At 75.2% G+C, this 14,868-nt stretch carries 14 protein-coding genes; 5 read left to right on the forward strand and 9 right to left on the reverse strand.

The window, feature by feature from the left end; all coding sequences use genetic code 11:
* Positions 1-513: 513 nt before the first annotated feature.
* From ABTZ03_RS37635 to ABTZ03_RS37650, 4 genes are all read right to left on the reverse strand, one after another.
* Positions 514-1,596 (reverse strand): DNA polymerase III subunit beta family protein, encoded by a 1,083-nt coding sequence (locus tag ABTZ03_RS37635; RefSeq protein WP_350517700.1) that lies wholly within the window; start codon positions 1,594-1,596, stop codon positions 514-516.
* Between the two features lie 34 nt (positions 1,597-1,630).
* Positions 1,631-2,437: an RNA polymerase sigma factor SigJ gene (gene sigJ / locus ABTZ03_RS37640; protein WP_502894724.1), complete on the reverse strand. Its 807-nt coding sequence runs from the start codon at positions 2,435-2,437 to the stop codon at positions 1,631-1,633.
* A gap of 138 nt (positions 2,438-2,575) precedes the next feature.
* Positions 2,576-2,773 carry a hypothetical protein gene (locus ABTZ03_RS37645; RefSeq protein ID WP_350517702.1) on the reverse strand — a complete coding sequence of 66 codons (198 nt, stop codon included), beginning with the start codon at positions 2,771-2,773 and terminating at the stop codon, positions 2,576-2,578.
* Positions 2,770-5,919, reverse strand: a complete 3,150-nt coding sequence (locus ABTZ03_RS37650; protein ID WP_350517703.1) for an SNF2-related protein — start codon at positions 5,917-5,919, stop codon at positions 2,770-2,772. The genes ABTZ03_RS37645 and ABTZ03_RS37650 overlap by 4 nt, the downstream gene beginning before the upstream one ends.
* Before the next feature lie 193 nt (positions 5,920-6,112).
* Between ABTZ03_RS37650 and ABTZ03_RS37655 the strand changes: the two genes are divergently transcribed.
* Positions 6,113-6,724: a YceI family protein gene (locus ABTZ03_RS37655; RefSeq protein WP_350517704.1), complete on the forward strand. Its 612-nt coding sequence runs from the start codon at positions 6,113-6,115 to the stop codon at positions 6,722-6,724.
* A gap of 30 nt (positions 6,725-6,754) precedes the next feature.
* On the opposite strand, the gene ABTZ03_RS37660 is transcribed toward ABTZ03_RS37655, so the two are convergent.
* Complete coding sequence (locus ABTZ03_RS37660; RefSeq protein ID WP_350517705.1) at positions 6,755-7,768, reverse strand: LysR family transcriptional regulator; 1,014 nt, start codon at positions 7,766-7,768, stop codon at positions 6,755-6,757.
* 117 nt (positions 7,769-7,885) lie between these two features.
* On the opposite strand from ABTZ03_RS37660, the gene ABTZ03_RS37665 reads away from it, so the two are divergent.
* Together ABTZ03_RS37665 and ABTZ03_RS37670 are read left to right on the forward strand one after the other, a co-directional pair.
* Positions 7,886-9,220, forward strand: coding sequence for an MFS transporter (locus tag ABTZ03_RS37665; RefSeq protein ID WP_350517706.1), 1,335 nt, complete (start codon positions 7,886-7,888; stop codon positions 9,218-9,220).
* A gap of 10 nt (positions 9,221-9,230) precedes the next feature.
* Complete coding sequence (locus tag ABTZ03_RS37670; RefSeq protein ID WP_350517707.1) at positions 9,231-9,710, forward strand: macro domain-containing protein; 480 nt, start codon at positions 9,231-9,233, stop codon at positions 9,708-9,710.
* Here ABTZ03_RS37670 and ABTZ03_RS37675 read toward each other — a convergent pair.
* Positions 9,695-10,315: a GNAT family N-acetyltransferase gene (locus ABTZ03_RS37675; RefSeq protein ID WP_350517708.1), complete on the reverse strand. Its 621-nt coding sequence runs from the start codon at positions 10,313-10,315 to the stop codon at positions 9,695-9,697. The genes ABTZ03_RS37670 and ABTZ03_RS37675 overlap by 16 nt on opposite strands.
* A 32-nt stretch (positions 10,316-10,347) precedes the next feature.
* Between ABTZ03_RS37675 and ABTZ03_RS37680 the strand changes: the two genes are divergently transcribed.
* A complete protein-coding gene (locus tag ABTZ03_RS37680) occupies positions 10,348-10,497 on the forward strand; it encodes a hypothetical protein (protein ID WP_350517709.1) in 150 nt (49 codons plus the stop codon).
* Between the two features lie 10 nt (positions 10,498-10,507).
* Complete coding sequence (locus ABTZ03_RS37685) at positions 10,508-11,308, forward strand: TetR/AcrR family transcriptional regulator (RefSeq protein ID WP_350517710.1); 801 nt, start codon at positions 10,508-10,510, stop codon at positions 11,306-11,308.
* A gap of 125 nt (positions 11,309-11,433) precedes the next feature.
* On the opposite strand, the gene ABTZ03_RS37690 is transcribed toward ABTZ03_RS37685, so the two are convergent.
* The 3 genes from ABTZ03_RS37690 to ABTZ03_RS37700 all read right to left on the reverse strand — a co-directional run bounded on the left by ABTZ03_RS37690 (position 11,434) and on the right by ABTZ03_RS37700 (position 14,631).
* A complete protein-coding gene (locus ABTZ03_RS37690; protein ID WP_350517711.1) occupies positions 11,434-12,714 on the reverse strand; it encodes a GNAT family N-acetyltransferase in 1,281 nt (426 codons plus the stop codon).
* A gap of 39 nt (positions 12,715-12,753) precedes the next feature.
* Positions 12,754-13,272, reverse strand: a complete 519-nt coding sequence (locus ABTZ03_RS37695; RefSeq protein WP_350517712.1) for a GNAT family N-acetyltransferase — start codon at positions 13,270-13,272, stop codon at positions 12,754-12,756.
* A gap of 90 nt (positions 13,273-13,362) precedes the next feature.
* Complete coding sequence (locus ABTZ03_RS37700; RefSeq protein ID WP_350517713.1) at positions 13,363-14,631, reverse strand: C40 family peptidase; 1,269 nt, start codon at positions 14,629-14,631, stop codon at positions 13,363-13,365.
* Positions 14,632-14,868 lie beyond the last annotated feature (237 nt).

Below are 14,868 nucleotides of genomic sequence, written 5' to 3' on the forward strand. Positions count from 1 at the left end.
CCGCGCGCCCGGCCGGGGGGCGCCCCCCGGCGCGGGGGGGGGGGGGGGGGTGCTCCGGGGGCTGGGTGATTTTCGGACTGCCGACCCTGTCCGACGGTGCCCGACCGCCGTTGGCAGTCTGAAAATCACCCGTCACGCCCCTCTCCGCACCCACCCCCTCCACCGCCCCCTCCCGCAGCGCGTCCCTCTCGCCTGGGAGAGGGAGGTGGGAGGTGGGAGGTGGATGGGGGTGCTGGGGGTGGGTGGGTGCGGGTTGGGGTGCCTCGGGCGCGCGGGGCGGGGCCCGCGCGCCCCGGGGTGGTGGTGGCGGTCAGGCGAGGTGGGTGAGGAGGAGGGCGCTGAGCCGTCCGGGAGCCGGTGGGACGTGGCGGCGGGGATGGCGGCGGTGAGGTGGGTGGCGACGGTAGGACGACGGGGGTTCCGGCGCCCCGGCGGTCGGCCCAGAGTCGGCCGCCGTCGGGGGTCGGGATCTCGTGTTCGGTCCTCATCCGGAGGATCCTCGCAGGCCTCGGCTCAGGCGGGTTCGGGGAGGCGGATCGGCATCAGGACGGAGAAGGTGCCGGTGCGGCCGGGGGTGCGGATGGCGAGCGGGGCGATCGGGCCGCCGAGTTCGAGCAGGAGCTGGTCGGGGCGGCCGGCGTCGAGGGCGTCCAGGAGGTAGTCCCGGTTGAGGGCGATGTGGACGTCGTCGGGGGTGGGGTCGGCGGCGACGGCGAGGCCGCCGTCGGGGGTGAGGGTGAGGACGGTGACCTGGCAGTCGGCGCCGTGCGGGCCGGAGGGGAGGGTGTGGGTGGCGCCGGTCTCGATCGCCGCGCGCAGGTCGGCGGCGGGCAGGGTGATCCGGTGCCGGGGGTCGAGGCGGGTCAGCACGCGGTGGTCGGGGTAGTCGAGGTCCGGGGTGGTGCCCTCGATGCGGTGGTCGGGGGTCTCGGCGCGGAAGGTGCCGCCGCCGAGGGTGAGGGCGACCTCGGTCGCGTCGTCGGGGAGCAGCGTGCGCAGGGCGTCGACCAGGGCGGTGGGGACGGTGGTGCCGGGCACCGGCTGCTGGGGGGCGCCGAGGGCGGGCAGTTCGGCGAGGGCCATCCGGTAGCGGTCGGTGGCGACCAGGCGCAGCACCGGGCCGTCCGCTTCGAACAGCACTCCGGCGAGGGCGGGCAGTTCGGGGTCGGCGCCGACCGCGAAGCGGACCGCGTCCAGGGCCGCGGCCAGGCCGTCGGCGCGGACGGTGAGGCGCAGGTCGGACGGGGTGGTGGTCATCGGGTGCTCCCTCTGTTCGATCATCGTGCGGATCAGGGAGAGCTCGCGGCGGGCGTCGGCGAGGCCGTCCTCCAGTCGGCGCAGGTGGGTGTCGAGGACCCGGTGGGACTGGTGGCCGGACAGGACGGCGCGGATGTCGGCCAGCGGCAGGCCGACCCGGCGCAGCCGGGCCAGCAGCCGGGCGTCGGCGAGTTGGCCGGGCCGGTACCAGCGGTAGCCGGTCTGCGGGTCGACCCAGGCGGGGGTGAGCACCTCGGCGCCGTCGTAGTAGCGCAGGGTGCCGACGCCCAGGCCGCTGGCGCGGGCCAGCTCGCCGATGCTGTGCAGGTCGCTCTCCATGCCGATGACTCTCGGGGCTCGACCTGGTCGAGGGTCAAGCGAGGTGGCCGAGCTTGTGGGGGTTGCGGACGACGCGGACGGCGGAGACCAGCGGTTCGCCGTCGGGGCCCTCGCTGAAGTCGAGGACCGAGACGGAGTCGACGGCGCCGTCCACGGTGACCAGCAGGCCGGGCTGGCCGTTCACCAGGACGGGCCGGACCTGCGCGGTCTCGCCGAGTTGGCGGAGCACGCCGAGCAGGAAGCGGGCCACGTTGTCGGCGCCGGTGACCGGGCGGAGGGCGGCGCGGATCACGCCGCCGCCGTCGCTCCAGGCGGTGACGTCGGGGGCGAGGAGTTCGAGCATCCGGTTGAGATCGCCGCCGACGGAGGCCGCCAGGAACTGGTCGGTGGCCCGGCGGCGCAGCTCCGGCGGGGCGTCGTAGCGGGGGCGCCGGGCGCGCACATGTGCCCTGGCGCGGCTGCCGACCTGGCGGCAGGCGGCCTCGGTGCGGTCCAGCGCCTCGGCGATCTCCTGGTAGGAGAAGCCGAAGGCCTCCTTGAGGACGAACACCGCCCGTTCCAGCGGGGAGAGGCTCTCCAGCACCACCAGCAGGGCGACCGAGACGGTCTCGGCGCGCTCGACGTCCTCGGTCGAGTCCGGGGCGGCGACCAGCGGCTCGGGCAGCCAGGGGCCGACGTAGGACTCGCGGCGGACGGCGGCCGAGTCGAGGCGGTTGAGGGCGAGGTTGGTGACCGTACGGGCCAGGTAGCCGCCGGGGCTGGCGACCGGTCCGGTGACCCGGCTCCAGCGCAGCCAGGTGTCCTGGACCAGGTCCTCGGCATCGGCGACGCTGCCGAGCATCCGGTAGGCGATGCCGAAGACCGTCCGCCGGTGCTGTTCGAAGTCGGCGAGCCGGGTGTCGGGCTCCAGGGCGGCGGTCTCGGGGGCGTCGGGCTCGGCGGCGTCGGTCACGTTCGGGACGCTACCGCACGGTAGTGGTCAGGAGCGGAAGGTTTCGTACGCGGGGGCGAGCAGGGCGGCGAGGTCGCGGCCGTGCACGGTGATGCCGGAGCGGCCGAGGCGCCGCAGCGAGGGCTCGTCGGGTTCGTCGTCCGGGGGTTCGGGCCGGAGGGTGAAGTCGCCGCGCCAGTAGGCGGCGACGTTGACCGTCGGAGGCTTGGGCCGCTGGTCGGTCATGCGTCCTCCTCGGCGACGGCGTCCTCGCGGGTGAGGGCGACCAGTTCGCGCAGGGCCTCGGTGGGGAGATCGGTCAGCCAGCGCTCGCCCGCGCCGACCACGGTGTCGGCCAGGGCCCGCTTGGCGGTGAGGAGTTCGTCGATCCGTTCCTCGACGGTGCCGACGCAGACCAGTCGGCGGACCTGGACGTCGCGGCGCTGGCCGATCCGGAAGGCGCGGTCGGTGGCCTGCTCCTCGACCGCCGGGTTCCACCAACGGTCCAGGTGGATCACCTGGTTGGCGGCGGTGAGGTTGAGGCCGGTGCCGCCGGCCCGGAGCGAGAGGAGGAAGACCCCCGGACCGTCCGGGGACTGGAAGCGTTCGACCAGCTCCTCCCGGCGGGCGCGCGGGACGCCGCCGTGCAGGTGGAGCACCTCCTCGCCGAGTCGGCGCTCCAGGTACGGGCGGAGCATGGTGCCGAACTCGGCGTACTGGGTGAAGACCAGGGTGCGGTCCCCCTCCGCCAGTGCCTCCTCCAGCAGCTCGGCGAGCCGGGCCACCTTGCCCGAGCGCTCCCCCAACGGCGAGCCGTCGTGCAGCAGTTGGGCCGGGTGGTTGCAGACCTGCTTGAGCTTGCCGATCGCCGCCAGCACCGTACCGCGCCGCTCCACGCCCCGGATGCCCTCGACCCGCTGGAGCAGGTCGGCGACCACCGCCTGGTAGAGGCCGGCCTGCTCCGCGGTGAGGTTGCACCAGACGGTCATCTCCTGCTTGGCGGGCAGTTCGGCCGCCACCGCCGGGTCGGACTTGAGCCGGCGCAGCACGAACGGGGCGGTGCGGCGCCGGAGTTCGGCGGTGCGTTCGGGGCTGCGGTGCAGTTCGACCGGGATCGCGTAGCGCTCCTTGAAGCGCTCGGCCGGGCCGAGCAGGCCGGGGTTGGCGAAGTCCAGTACGGCGTGCAGCTCGGCGAGCCGGTTCTCCACCGGGGTGCCGGTCAGGGCGATCCGGTGCCGGGTGACTGGCAGCGCGCGGATCGCCCGGGCCTGGGCGGTGCCGCTGTTCTTGATGTGCTGCGCCTCGTCGGCGACCACCCGGCGCCAGCGGATCGCGCGCAGCGCGGCGAGGTCGCGCTGGACCAGTCCGTAGGTGGTGATGACCAGGTCCACGTCCCGTACGGCGTCGGCGAGTCGACCGGCGCCGAGGCGGTCGGCGCCGTGGTGGACGTGCCGGCGCAGGGCGGGGGCGAAGCGTTCCGCCTCGCGCTGCCAGTTGCCGACCAGGGACATCGGGCAGACCAGGAGGGTGGGCGCGGTCGGCCCGGCGGCTCGTTCGGCGGCGAGCAGGGCGAGGGTCTGGACGGTCTTGCCGAGGCCCATGTCGTCGGCCAGGACGGCGCCGAGGCCGAGCCCGGACATGGTCGTCAGCCAGGCGAGGCCGCACTGCTGGTACGGGCGCAGTTCGGCGCGGAAGTCCGGTGGGAGAGCGGGGACTTCGGGGGCGGCGGCGCGTCCGGCGAGCAGGTCGCCGAGCGGGCCGTCCGCCTGGACGCCGGTGACCGGGAGGCCGGCGACGGTGGCCTCGGGGTCGAGGGCGAGCCGCAGCAGGTCGGCGGCGGCCAGCAGGCCGTCGCGCTGCTCGCCGAGGAAGGCGAGCGCGGCGGCGATCTGGGCCGGGTCGGCCTCCAGCCAGGTGCCCCGGACCCGCACCAGGCCCTGTTTGGCGGCGGCGAGTTCGGCGAGTTCCCGTTCGGTGAGCGGGGTGCCGTCCGGGCCGAGGGCGGCCTGCCACTGGAAGGCGACCACGGCGTCCCGGTCGATCCGGCTGGTGACGGCGAGGGTGCCGGGCGCGGGTGGGGTGGTGGCGCGCAGGGCGAGTCCGAGCCGGGGGCGGCGGCGCCACCAGGCGGGCAGCAGCACGCCGAAGCCGGCCTCGGCGAGGGCGGGGGCGGCGGTGCGCAGGAAGTCGAGGGCGCCGGTGCGGTCGAGCGGCAGGGCGGACGGGCGGGAGCGGTGGCGCAGCCCGTCCAGGGCGGGCCAGCGGTGGGCGGCGCGGGCGAGTTCGGCCACCAGGGTGTCGGCGGGGGCGGCCCGGTCGGTCTTCCGGGCGAGCGTGGCGTGGGCGGCGCCGCCCTCGTGGAGGTCGGCGGCGCGGACCAGCAGGGAGGGTTCGTCGACGGCCTGGAGCAGGAACTCCAGCCGCCAGGCGTCGTCGGAGGGGCGGCCGTCGGGGTCGTCGTCGGCGGGGCCGAGCGGTTCGACCAGGCGGAAGCAGAGCCGCAGCGCGGGGTCGGCGGGCTCGGCGGCGGCGTACCAGTCGGCGATCCGGCGGCCCAGGGCGGCGACCTCCTCGGGCGGGGCGTCGAGCTCGCCGGTGGGGGTGGCGAGGGCGTGCAGCCAGCGGTCGGCGACCGGTTCGCCGGGGGCGGGGAAGGGCGTGTCGGCCAGGGCGGCCCGGGCCTCGGCGTCCGTCAGGGCGGCCAGGGCGGCCTCCAGCAGCGCCTCGCCGGTGTCGGCGCCGGTGTCGGTGTCGGCGCCGGTCGGCCATTCGCCGAGCAGGACGGGCGGGCAGCCGGCGGCCAGCCGGGCGGCCTCGCGGCGGTCGGACGGGGTGGGGTCGGGGCGCCAGCGGGCCTGCGGGCGGCCGTCGGCGAGGACGGGCAGCGGCAGCACCCGGCCCCGGCCGACGGCCCGCCAGGCGAGGTCGTGCACCCCGGTGAGCCAGCGCAGCGAGGGGCCGTACACCACCTCGACCCGGCCGGTGCCGGGCAGGTCGGTGTCGGTGACGGCCCAGTGCGGGTCGTGGACCTCGCCGAGCAGCTGGGCGGCGGCCGCGGCGTCGAAGAGCAGCGTGGGCACCCGCCAGGGGGTGAGCACGGCGCCGCCGCGCGGCGGGGCGACCGGCAGGTCGGGCGAGGGGGCGGGCAGGGTGCCGACGGTGGGCAGCGGCAGGGTGGCCCAGCGTTCGGGGGCCTGCCCGGCGAGCCAGCCGAGGCCGGGCCCGATGCCGCCGAGCACGGCGGCCAGGGTGTCGGCCGGGCAGGCGTAGGGGTGGGCGCGCGGGGCGGGCCGGTCGGGGTGGGGCTCGGTGGCACCGGGGTGGGTGCGGGCGTCCTCGGCCCAGAGGGCCAGCCGTCCGTCCGCCCGCCAGAGTGCGTGCAGGACGAACATGGGGGGCCTTTCGGGGCAGGTGGGGACCGTCCTTCGCAGCCTAGCCGGGTGGTCGGACAGTGCCCGTCGGGCCGGGCCGCTGAGCCGTTCGGGCGAACCTCGGGAGATGTGGTTGAAACTTGAACGAAATCGTCGTACGGTGGAGCCAAGAAGTTGAAGCCTAAACAAATGGCTTCGAACCCGAGGAGGAGCCATGGGCCTGTTCAACCGCACCAAGACCGTCACCGCCGCCCCGGCCGCCGTCCGGACCCCGGCCGGCCCGGACCTGTCGCACCTGACCGGCGACTGGGCCATCGACGCCACCCACAGCGAGATCGGCTTCTCGGTCCGTCACGCCATGGTCACCAACGTCAAGGGCCGCTTCACCGAGTACGACGGCAAGCTGCACCTGGACGGCGCCACCCCGGCCAACTCCTCGGCGGACCTGGTGATCAAGGTCGCCAGTGTCGACACCAACCAGGCCCAGCGCGACGAGCACCTGCGCACCGGCGACTTCTTCGCCACCGAGACCTACCCGGAGATCCGCTTCCGCAGCACCTCCACCGAACAGCGCGGCGAGGACTCCTACCGGATGCACGGCGAGCTCACCATCAAGGACACCACCCGCCCGGTGGTCCTCGACCTCGACTTCACCGGCAGCGCCACCGACGCCTACGGCGCCGAGCGGGTCGGCTTCGAGGGCCGGACCGTGGTCGACCGCACCGAGTTCGGCCTCACCTACAACGCGGCCCTGGAGACCGGCGGCGTGCTGATCGGCGAGAAGGTCAAGCTCAGCTTCGACATCTCCGCCGTCAAGGCGGCCTGACCCGGCCGCCCCCGAGCCCACCGCCCCTGCCTATCCCCCCGAGGCAGGGGCGGTGTTGCGTACGGCCGAGGCCAGCGCCGCGTCCGCCGGGGGCAGCCAGCTGCCCGCCGGGCGGTCCAACCAGCCCTCGGCCGTGGCGAGTTCACCCGCCGCCGCGGCCAGTGCCGACAGCCCCGGGTGGCGCTCCCCCGGCCGGTGCACCAGGCTGACCAGGCACAGCGGCACCGGCTCCACCAGCGGCACGTTCACCGCCCCCGGGATCCTCGGCCCGCCGACCGTGGTCAGCATCGGATCGCCGTGCCGGGCCAGGTAGCGGGCGGTCTCGTCCAGGCCCACCGGCGGGACGTACGGCTCGGCCGCGCGCAGCCCGTGCTCGCGCAGCAGCCGGGCCCCGAGGTCGGCCCACTCGGTGGTGGCCGGGTTGCCCGCGCAGATGTCGACCGGGTGCCCGGCCAGCTCGGCGAGCCGCAGCACCGGGCGGCCGGCCAGCGGATGGCTGTCCGCCATCATCACCGAGATCCGCTCCAACCGCACCGGCAGCTGGGCGAGTTGACCGCGCACCGGATCGGGCAGACCGGCGAAGCGACCGAACGAGGCGTCCAGCCGGTGCGCCAGCAGTTCGGCGGCGGCCGCGGCCAGCCCGCCGTGGAAGCGGGCCAGCAGCTCCCCCTCCGGCCAGGCGGCCCGGGCCCGCCCCAGCACCCGGTCGGCGGTGAGGTCCGGCCCGGTGACGTCGCTGTTGAGGTCCAGCAGCAGCGGCCGGGCGACGACCCCGGCGCCGCGGCCGGCCTCGGCGAGGATCTCGCCGTGCAGGGCGAGCAGCCGGCGCGCCCTCGGCAGCAACCGGTGTCCGGCCGGGGTGAGTTCGACGCTGCGGGTGGTGCGGGTGAACAGCGGGTCGCCGAGCAGCTCCTCCAGGGAGCGGATGTCCCGGCTGAGGGCCTGCTGGGCGACGTACAGCCGCTGGGCGGCCCGGCCGAAGTGCAGGGTCTCGGCGGTCGCGACGAAGCCGCGGAGCAGGCGGGGGTGCAGGTCACGGGGCATGGGCGGCAGATTAACAACACCGCGTTGTGGATCCGGCGGAACAGGTGTTGGACGCCCGCCGCCGACCCGGGCGAGGGTGGCCGCATCCCCCTTCCGTCCGGTGCCCCAGGAGCCCGATTGCCCACCCGCGCCCTGCTCGCCTCCTACCGCTCCTACCGCCGGCTGTTCGCCGCCCCCGGCGCCGCCGCCTTCACCCTGGCCGGGCTGCTCGGCCGGCTCGCGCTGTCGATGAACGGCGTCTCGCTGGTGGTGCTGCTCGCCGAGCGGCGCGGCTCGTACGCGCTGGCCGGAACGGTCTCGGCGGCCGGACTGGTCACCGGCGCGATCGGGATGCCGCTGCTCGGCCGGCTGGTGGACCGGTACGGGCAGGCCCGGGTGGCGGTGCCGGCCGCGCTGTACAACGCCGTCCCGCTCGCCGCCCTGCTGCTCTGCGTCCGGCTCGGCGCGCCGGACTGGACGTTGTACCTCTGCTGGGCGGCCGCCGCGGCCGCGCCCAACCTGGGCGGGATGGCCCGGGCCCGCTGGGCCCACCTGCACCGGGACGACCCGGCCGCCCGGCACCTGGCCAACTCCCTCGAACAGGCGCTGGACGAACTCTGCTTCATGGCCGGACCGGTGCTGGCCATGCTGCTCTGCACCGGGCTCGCCCCGGAGGCCGGGCTGCTCACCGCCGGCGCCCTCGGCACCACCGGCGCGCTGCTGTTCGCCGCCCAGCGGCGCACCGAACCTCCGTTGGCCGGCAGGTTGTTGGCCGAACCGCCGTCGGCCGGACGGTCGTCGGACGGACGGTCGCCGGACGGCGGGAAGCACGGCTCGCCGCTGCGGGTGCCCGGGCTGCGGGTGCTGGCGCTGACCTTCCTCGCCACCGGCATGGTGTTCGGCGCGAACGAGGTCACCACCGTCGCCTACGCCGAGGCGCTCGGCCACCGGGCGGCGGCCGGTCCGCTGCTGGCCCTGGTCGCGGCCGGATCCTGCGTCGCCGGGCTGCTGTTCGGCCTGCTGACCCCGCGTCGGGCGCCCGCGACGCGCTTCCTGCTCGGGGCGGCGGCGATGGCCGGGGTCCTGCTGCTGCCGCTGGCCGCCGGGCTCGGCGGGGCCGGGCTCGCCCTGCTCGGGGCGGTGCTGTTCGCGGCCGGGACGGCCACCGCGCCGACCATGGTGACCGGCATGACGCTGGTCCAGGAACTGTTGCCGCAGCGGCAGTTCAACGAGGGGATGGCGGTGGCGGTGTCCGGCATCGTGGTCGGCATCTCGGCCGGGTCGGCGCTCGCCGGGACGCTCGCCGAACACACCCCGCCCGGCACCGGCTACGTGCTGCCCGCCGGGGCCGCCGCGCTCGCCCTGCTGATCGCGCTGACCGGACGCCGCCATCTGCGCACACCCGGGGGCGGCACCGGGAGCGGCCCCGGGGCGCGGGAAAATACCGAGCGGGTTGTCAGTGCCTCCGTCTAACTTCTAGGGCATGGCGGAAATCACCTACGTCCGAGGCGATGCCACCACGCCCCAGGGCAAGGGCGTGAAGGTGATCGCGCACGTCTGCAACGACCTGGGCGGCTGGGGAAAGGGCTTCGTGCTCGCGCTCTCCAGACGCTGGCCCGAACCCGAGTCCGCGTTCCGACGCTGGCACCGGGAGCGGGCGAAGAACGACTTCGGCCTCGGCGCCCTGCAGTTGGTGCAGGTCGAGCCGTACGTCTGGGTGGCCAACCTGGTCGGCCAGCGCGGCATCCGGACCGGGCGCTCCACCGGAGTGCCGGTGCGGTACGAGGCCATCGACACCGCGCTGGCCGCCCTGGGCGGGCGCGCGCTCGAACTGGGCGCGTCCGTCCACATGCCGCGGATCGGCTGCGGACTGGCGGGCGGGCGCTGGGAGAAGGTCGAGCCGCTGGTGGCCGACCGGCTGACGGCGCGCGGCGTGCCGGTGACGGTCTACGACGTCGACTGACCGGCGGCGCGGCCCGACTTCGACTCCGACCCTGACCCCGTTCCCGACTTCGACACCGATACCGACTTCGACCCCGACTGCGCCGGCCAGGCGTACACGTACTCGGGCAGCAGGTGGCCGCCCGGGAAGACACCTTCCTGCGCCCTGATCCGGACCCCGCCCTCGCGTTCGTAGAAGGCGATCGCGCGGGTGTTGGCGCGCAGCACCTCCAGGCGCAGCTCCGCGCCGGGGTGCCGCTCGGCGACCTCGGCGCGGGCCGCGGCCAGCAGTTCCCGACCGATGCCCCCGCCGGTGAGGCCCGGGCGGACGTGCAGGTTGTCCACCAGCACCCCGCCGTCGGGCTGCGGCACCAGGTAGACGAATCCGACCGTTTCGCCGGACCGTTCGGCGATCAGCAGCACGGGCGTGTTCTCCGGCGTCCCGTAGTCGACCGTCAGGCGCAGCTCCCACAGCTCGCGCCGCTGGGCGGCCAGTCCGTCCCCGAGCGCCTCGTCGGGGACCATCCCGCGATAGCTGGTGCTCCAGCTGTCGGTGTGCAGATCCGCGACGGGCACGGCGTCCTGCGCGCCGCCGTGCCGAATGATCGTCCGCCCTATTCCGGTCATGTGACGAGCCTCCCACAGAGATGGAGTTGAACATGTTCAGCAACAAGGTCTACAGTTTCGACAACGTTTTGAACGCGTTCGAAATCACGGGGGTGGTGAGCGTGGCACCGGATGCGGAGGGGGCATCCGGTGCCACGAGCACCGACAGCACCGACACCGGGTGGAGCGTCGTCTCCGGCTAGGCTCGTGCTCGTGGACGACCTGGCAGCGACGAACCGAACGGACGGCGAGAAGGGTGCGGCCGACGCCTCGGCCGCACCCGGCACGGACGGCGGGCCCATGCCCGGCAGCCGGGCCCGGCCCAAGACCGACAAGAGCGAGGCGACCCGGGCCCTGATCCTGGAGACGGCCATGCGGCTGTTCCAGGAGCGGGGCTACGAGAAGACGACCATGCGCGCCATCGCCACCGAGGCGGGCGTGTCGGTCGGCAACGCCTACTACTACTTCTCGGCGAAGGAATTCCTGATCCAGGGGTTCTACGACGGGATGACCCACGACCACGCGGCGGACGCCAGGACCCGCATGGCCGGCACCCGGGACTTCGGCGAACGCCTGGAGATCGCGCTGACCTCCTGGCTGGACACCGCCGCGCCGTACCACGAGTTCGCCGCACAGTTCTTCCGCACCGCGGCCGACCCGACCAGCTCGCTGAGCCCGTTCTCCAACGAGTCCCACCCGGCCCGGGCGACGGCCGTCGAGCTGTTCCGCGACGTCCTCCAGGGCTCGGAGCTGGCGCCCAAGCTGGACGCCGAACTGGTCGAACTGCTGCCGGACGTGCTCTGGCTGCACCTGATGGTCGTGGTGCTCTACTGGGTCTTCGACCGGACCGAGGACACCGAGCGGACCAGGGAGTTCGTCCGGCGCTCGACCCCGATGGCGGCCCGGGTGATCAACCTGTCGCGCTACCGGGTGTTCCGACCGATCGTGCGGGACGCCAAGGGGCTGATCCAGGACTTCATCCTCCCCACGATCGGCAAGACCGCCGTCAAGTAGCGCCCGGCGGACCGGAGTCGGAAAACGACCCGGAGTCGGAAAACGGCCGGGGCCGGTCCGCGGTGCGGGCCGGCCCCGGCCGTCGTCCGGGCGGACGGTTCAGAACCCGGACGGTCTCGGACGGCTCAGAACTCGGTCGGCGTCCAGGCCCGCAGCGGAGTGCGCAGCAGCAGGTCGGCGGCGACCGCCGCGCCGGGGCGCAGCTCGGTGAGCAGTCCGGCCGCGGCCAGCCGCGGGACCGTCTCGGCACCCAGGTAGAGCGAGCCCAACCGGCAGGCGTCGAGGGCGAGATCGGCGTCGTCGGTGGTCCGGACGCAGCGGCCGGTGCCGTCCTCGGCGACCTCGATCGCGAAGCGGCCGGAGGCGTAGCCGAGGTGGTCCTCGACCTCCAGCACCACCCGGCCGGCGGCCCCGTACGAGCGGGCGCCGAAGGCGGCCTCGACGTCCAGCAGCCGCAGCCACATGGCGTCGGCGTTCCCCTTGTCCGGGGTGGCCGCACGCGGGTCCTGGAGCAGCAGCGGCAGCGGGTCGTCCGGGGCGACGCCCTCCACCACGACCCTGCGCACCCAGTCGACGCTCAGCACCAGGCGCCACAGTTCGACGGCGGTCGGCAGGTCGAGGGCGATCAGCTCCTCCACGGTGAGCGTGGAGTCGGGGACGGCGCCGTCCCACTTGTTGTCGATCCGGTAGACCACCAGGCCGGTGACCTCGCCGTCGGCGTTCCGGTGGACGGCGACGAACGGCTCCTTGAAGTCGTCCCCCGGTACCTCGATCACCCGGGTGGTGCGCTCCCACCAGATGTCGTCCCGGGCGATCGCGCCCGGCTGGGTGAGCCGCCAGCGGTCGTACAGCGGGGCGCCGAGCTCGCGCTGCTCCGCCAGGGTCACGAAGTCGACCCGGCCGCCGGGCACGCCCGGCAGGCCCTCGCGCAGCCCGCGGGTGCGCGAGAGGTCGACGGTCCAACCGCAGCCCTGGGTGGCCGGGCCGAAGCCGAAGCGGCCGTAGATGTTGTACTCGGCCGCCATCAGGACGGCGACCGCACAGCCCCGCTGGGCGGCGGATTCGAGGTCCCGGCGCATCATCGCGCTGAGCAGGCCCCGGCGGCGGTGGGTGGCGCTGACCGTGACGTTGGTGAGGGCGTCGGCCCGGACGAGGGCACCGCCCGGAACGGTCAGTTCGACGTCGAAGCTGCGGAAGGTGGCGATCTGGCGGTCACCGTCGAAGCCGGCCTGCATCCGCCCCGGCTCCCACTGCCGCCGCCGCAGCCCCGGCGCGATGCCCGCGTGCGGGCGCAGGAAGCCGAAGTTCAGCGCCCGGTTCCATTCCTCGACCTCGTCCACGGAGACGGCCCTGACCTGCAGTCCGTCCACGGTGTCGACGGCCGTGTCATCGATCTCGTTGCCCATCCGGCCACGGTACGGCGGTGGCCGGGCGGGGGCATCCGATTATTCCGTGGCCGATCCGTCGTGCCGACCGGGCAGGACGACCCAGTGGTTGGTGCGCAGGACGCGGTCGTCGAAGTCGAGGTCCCGCTCGCCGAGCAGCCGGAAGCCGAGCCCGCGGCAGACCCCGTTGGAGGGGGCGTTGGTGACGCCCGGGTTGGCGTGCACCTCGCCCCACCGGCCGTCCGCCGCCGCGTCGTCCAGCACCCGGCGGGTGGCCGCCTTGGCGAGGCCCCGGCCCTGGTACTCGGGCAGCACCATCCAGCCGATCTCGGAGACGGTGACGCCGTCCGCCTCGTCCTGCCAGAGCACAACGAGGCCGGCCGCCGTGTCGGTGTCGCCGTCCGGCACGATCACCTTGATCCAGGCCTCGTCCGCCGCCGCCAGTGCGAGGTCCTTGCGCAGCCGGGCCTCGACCTTCTCCCGGGGCAGCGGGCCGCCCAGCTCGGCCATCATCACCTCGTCGCACTTCATCCGGACGTACGCGTCGACGTCGCCCGCCTCGATGTTCCGCAGCCGCACGGTTCCTCCTGGGAGTGGTCGGAGCGGCCACGCTAGCCCGCGCCTCCGACATCGACGGGTCCCGTGCCCGGGCTACGGCTACGGCTACGGCTACGGCCGGGCGTAGTAGTCCGGGGTGCCCATGATCCAGAGGCTGGCCTGCTTCACCGGCATGCCGACCCGCGGCGCCTCGATCATCTGGTCGTCGCCGATGTACAGGCCGACGTGGTGGATGTCCGCGGCGCGGCCGGTGTCGGTCCAGAAGACCAGGTCGCCGGGGCGCAGCTGGCGGTAGCTGACCGGGGCGGACTGGGCGTACTGGTCGGCGGCGAAGTGGTTGAGCTGCCGGCCGCCCTCGCGCCAGGCCATCATGGTCAGCCCCGAGCAGTCGTAGCCCTCCGGCCCCTCGCCGCCCCAGATGTAGGGCAGGCCGATCTTGGACTTGGCGAAGGCGATGGCGGCGGCCGCGCCCTCGGCGGACCACGGCCGGCCCGCCGGCGGTGGCGCCTGGGCCTTGGCCGCGGCGGCCGCGGCGGCTTCGGCCTCGCGGGCGGCCTGCTCGGCGGCGGCCCGGGCGGCCGCCTCCGCCTCGCGGGCGGCGATCGCCTCCAGCGCCTCGCGGCGCTGGCGCTCCAGCTCGACGGTGGTGTTCCGGGCGGCGGCCAGTTCGGCGAGCAGCCGCTCCCGGTGCGCGGCCGCGGCGGCGACCTCGCCCTGCTGGGCGGTGAGGCGCTGCTGCGCCCTGGTCCGGGCGGCGCCGACCTCGGTCGCGGCGTGCTCGGCGGTCCGGGTGGCGGCCTGGGCGGCGGCGGAGGCGCTGCGGGCGGCGGCGGCCGTGGAGGTGGCGGCGTCCAGGATCTGCCGGGTGCGTTCGCTGACCACGCCGATCACGGCGGCGCGGTCGCCGGCCTCGCGCGGGCCGTGGGCGCCGAGCAGGGCGTTGAGCGCGGACAGTTCGGCGCCTGCGCCCTGGCGGTACGTTTCGGCGGCGAGCCGGGCGGCGTCCTCGGCGGCCGTGGCGCGCGCGGCCTCGGCGGCGGCCGCGCGCCCGTTGGCGGCGGTCTCCTCGGTGCGGGCCCGGGTGAGGGCGAGCTGGGCGCCGTTGTAGGCCTCGACGGCCTGTTCGGCGCCGCGGCCGGCCCGGTCGAGTTCGGCCCGGGCGGCGGTCAGCGCGGTCTCCAGCGTGGCCGCCGAGGCGGCCTTGCCGTCGGCCTCGGCGCGGGAGCGGTCGATCTCCTCGGCGGAGGGGTACGGCTCCTGGCCGGTGCGGGGCGGCCCGGCCGCCGGGTCGGGGGCCGCCGGGGCGGCCTGGGCGGCGGGGAGCAGCCCGAGCAGGGCGGTGAGGGACAACAGGAGGGTCGGCAGGATCCTGCGCGCCACGAGACATCCCTTCTCACGGTCCGGAGGGGACGGCGGCGGATGCCGGGCGGCGCGCGGCCGCCGGGGCCGCCGGGGCTGCGGTCGAGGCGGCGGGTGCTACGGCCGAGGCGGCCGGGATCCGACGAATCATCCCATCACGTGACAGAACGGTCACTCGCCGCTCATGTTCTCAACTCCGGCGGCTTTCACACCTGGAACGCGCTCCGCCGGTCGGGTGACCATCAGATGATCCGATCG

This window comes from Kitasatospora sp. NPDC096077 (assembly GCF_040303245.1).
Lineage (GTDB): Bacteria > Actinomycetota > Actinomycetes > Streptomycetales > Streptomycetaceae > Kitasatospora.

What these genes read in the sequence shown, in the direction of transcription:
- ABTZ03_RS37635 (WP_350517700.1), bottom strand. Translation starts at nt 1,596, where the DNA reads ATGGAGAGCGACCTGCACAGCATCGGCGAGCTGGCCCGCGCCAGCGGC.
- sigJ (WP_502894724.1), bottom strand. Translation starts at nt 2,437, where the DNA reads ATGCTCGGCAGCGTCGCCGATGCCGAGGACCTGGTCCAGGACACCTGG.
- ABTZ03_RS37645 (WP_350517702.1), bottom strand. Translation starts at nt 2,773, where the DNA reads ATGACCGACCAGCGGCCCAAGCCTCCGACGGTCAACGTCGCCGCCTAC.
- ABTZ03_RS37650 (WP_350517703.1), bottom strand. Translation starts at nt 5,919, where the DNA reads ATGTTCGTCCTGCACGCACTCTGGCGGGCGGACGGACGGCTGGCCCTC.
- ABTZ03_RS37655 (WP_350517704.1), top strand. Translation starts at nt 6,113, where the DNA reads ATGGGCCTGTTCAACCGCACCAAGACCGTCACCGCCGCCCCGGCCGCC.
- ABTZ03_RS37660 (WP_350517705.1), bottom strand. Translation starts at nt 7,768, where the DNA reads ATGCCCCGTGACCTGCACCCCCGCCTGCTCCGCGGCTTCGTCGCGACC.
- ABTZ03_RS37670 (WP_350517707.1), top strand. Translation starts at nt 9,231, where the DNA reads ATGGCGGAAATCACCTACGTCCGAGGCGATGCCACCACGCCCCAGGGC.
- ABTZ03_RS37675 (WP_350517708.1), bottom strand. Translation starts at nt 10,315, where the DNA reads ATGACCGGAATAGGGCGGACGATCATTCGGCACGGCGGCGCGCAGGAC.
- ABTZ03_RS37680 (WP_350517709.1), top strand. Translation starts at nt 10,348, where the DNA reads ATGTTCAGCAACAAGGTCTACAGTTTCGACAACGTTTTGAACGCGTTC.
- ABTZ03_RS37690 (WP_350517711.1), bottom strand. Translation starts at nt 12,714, where the DNA reads ATGGGCAACGAGATCGATGACACGGCCGTCGACACCGTGGACGGACTG.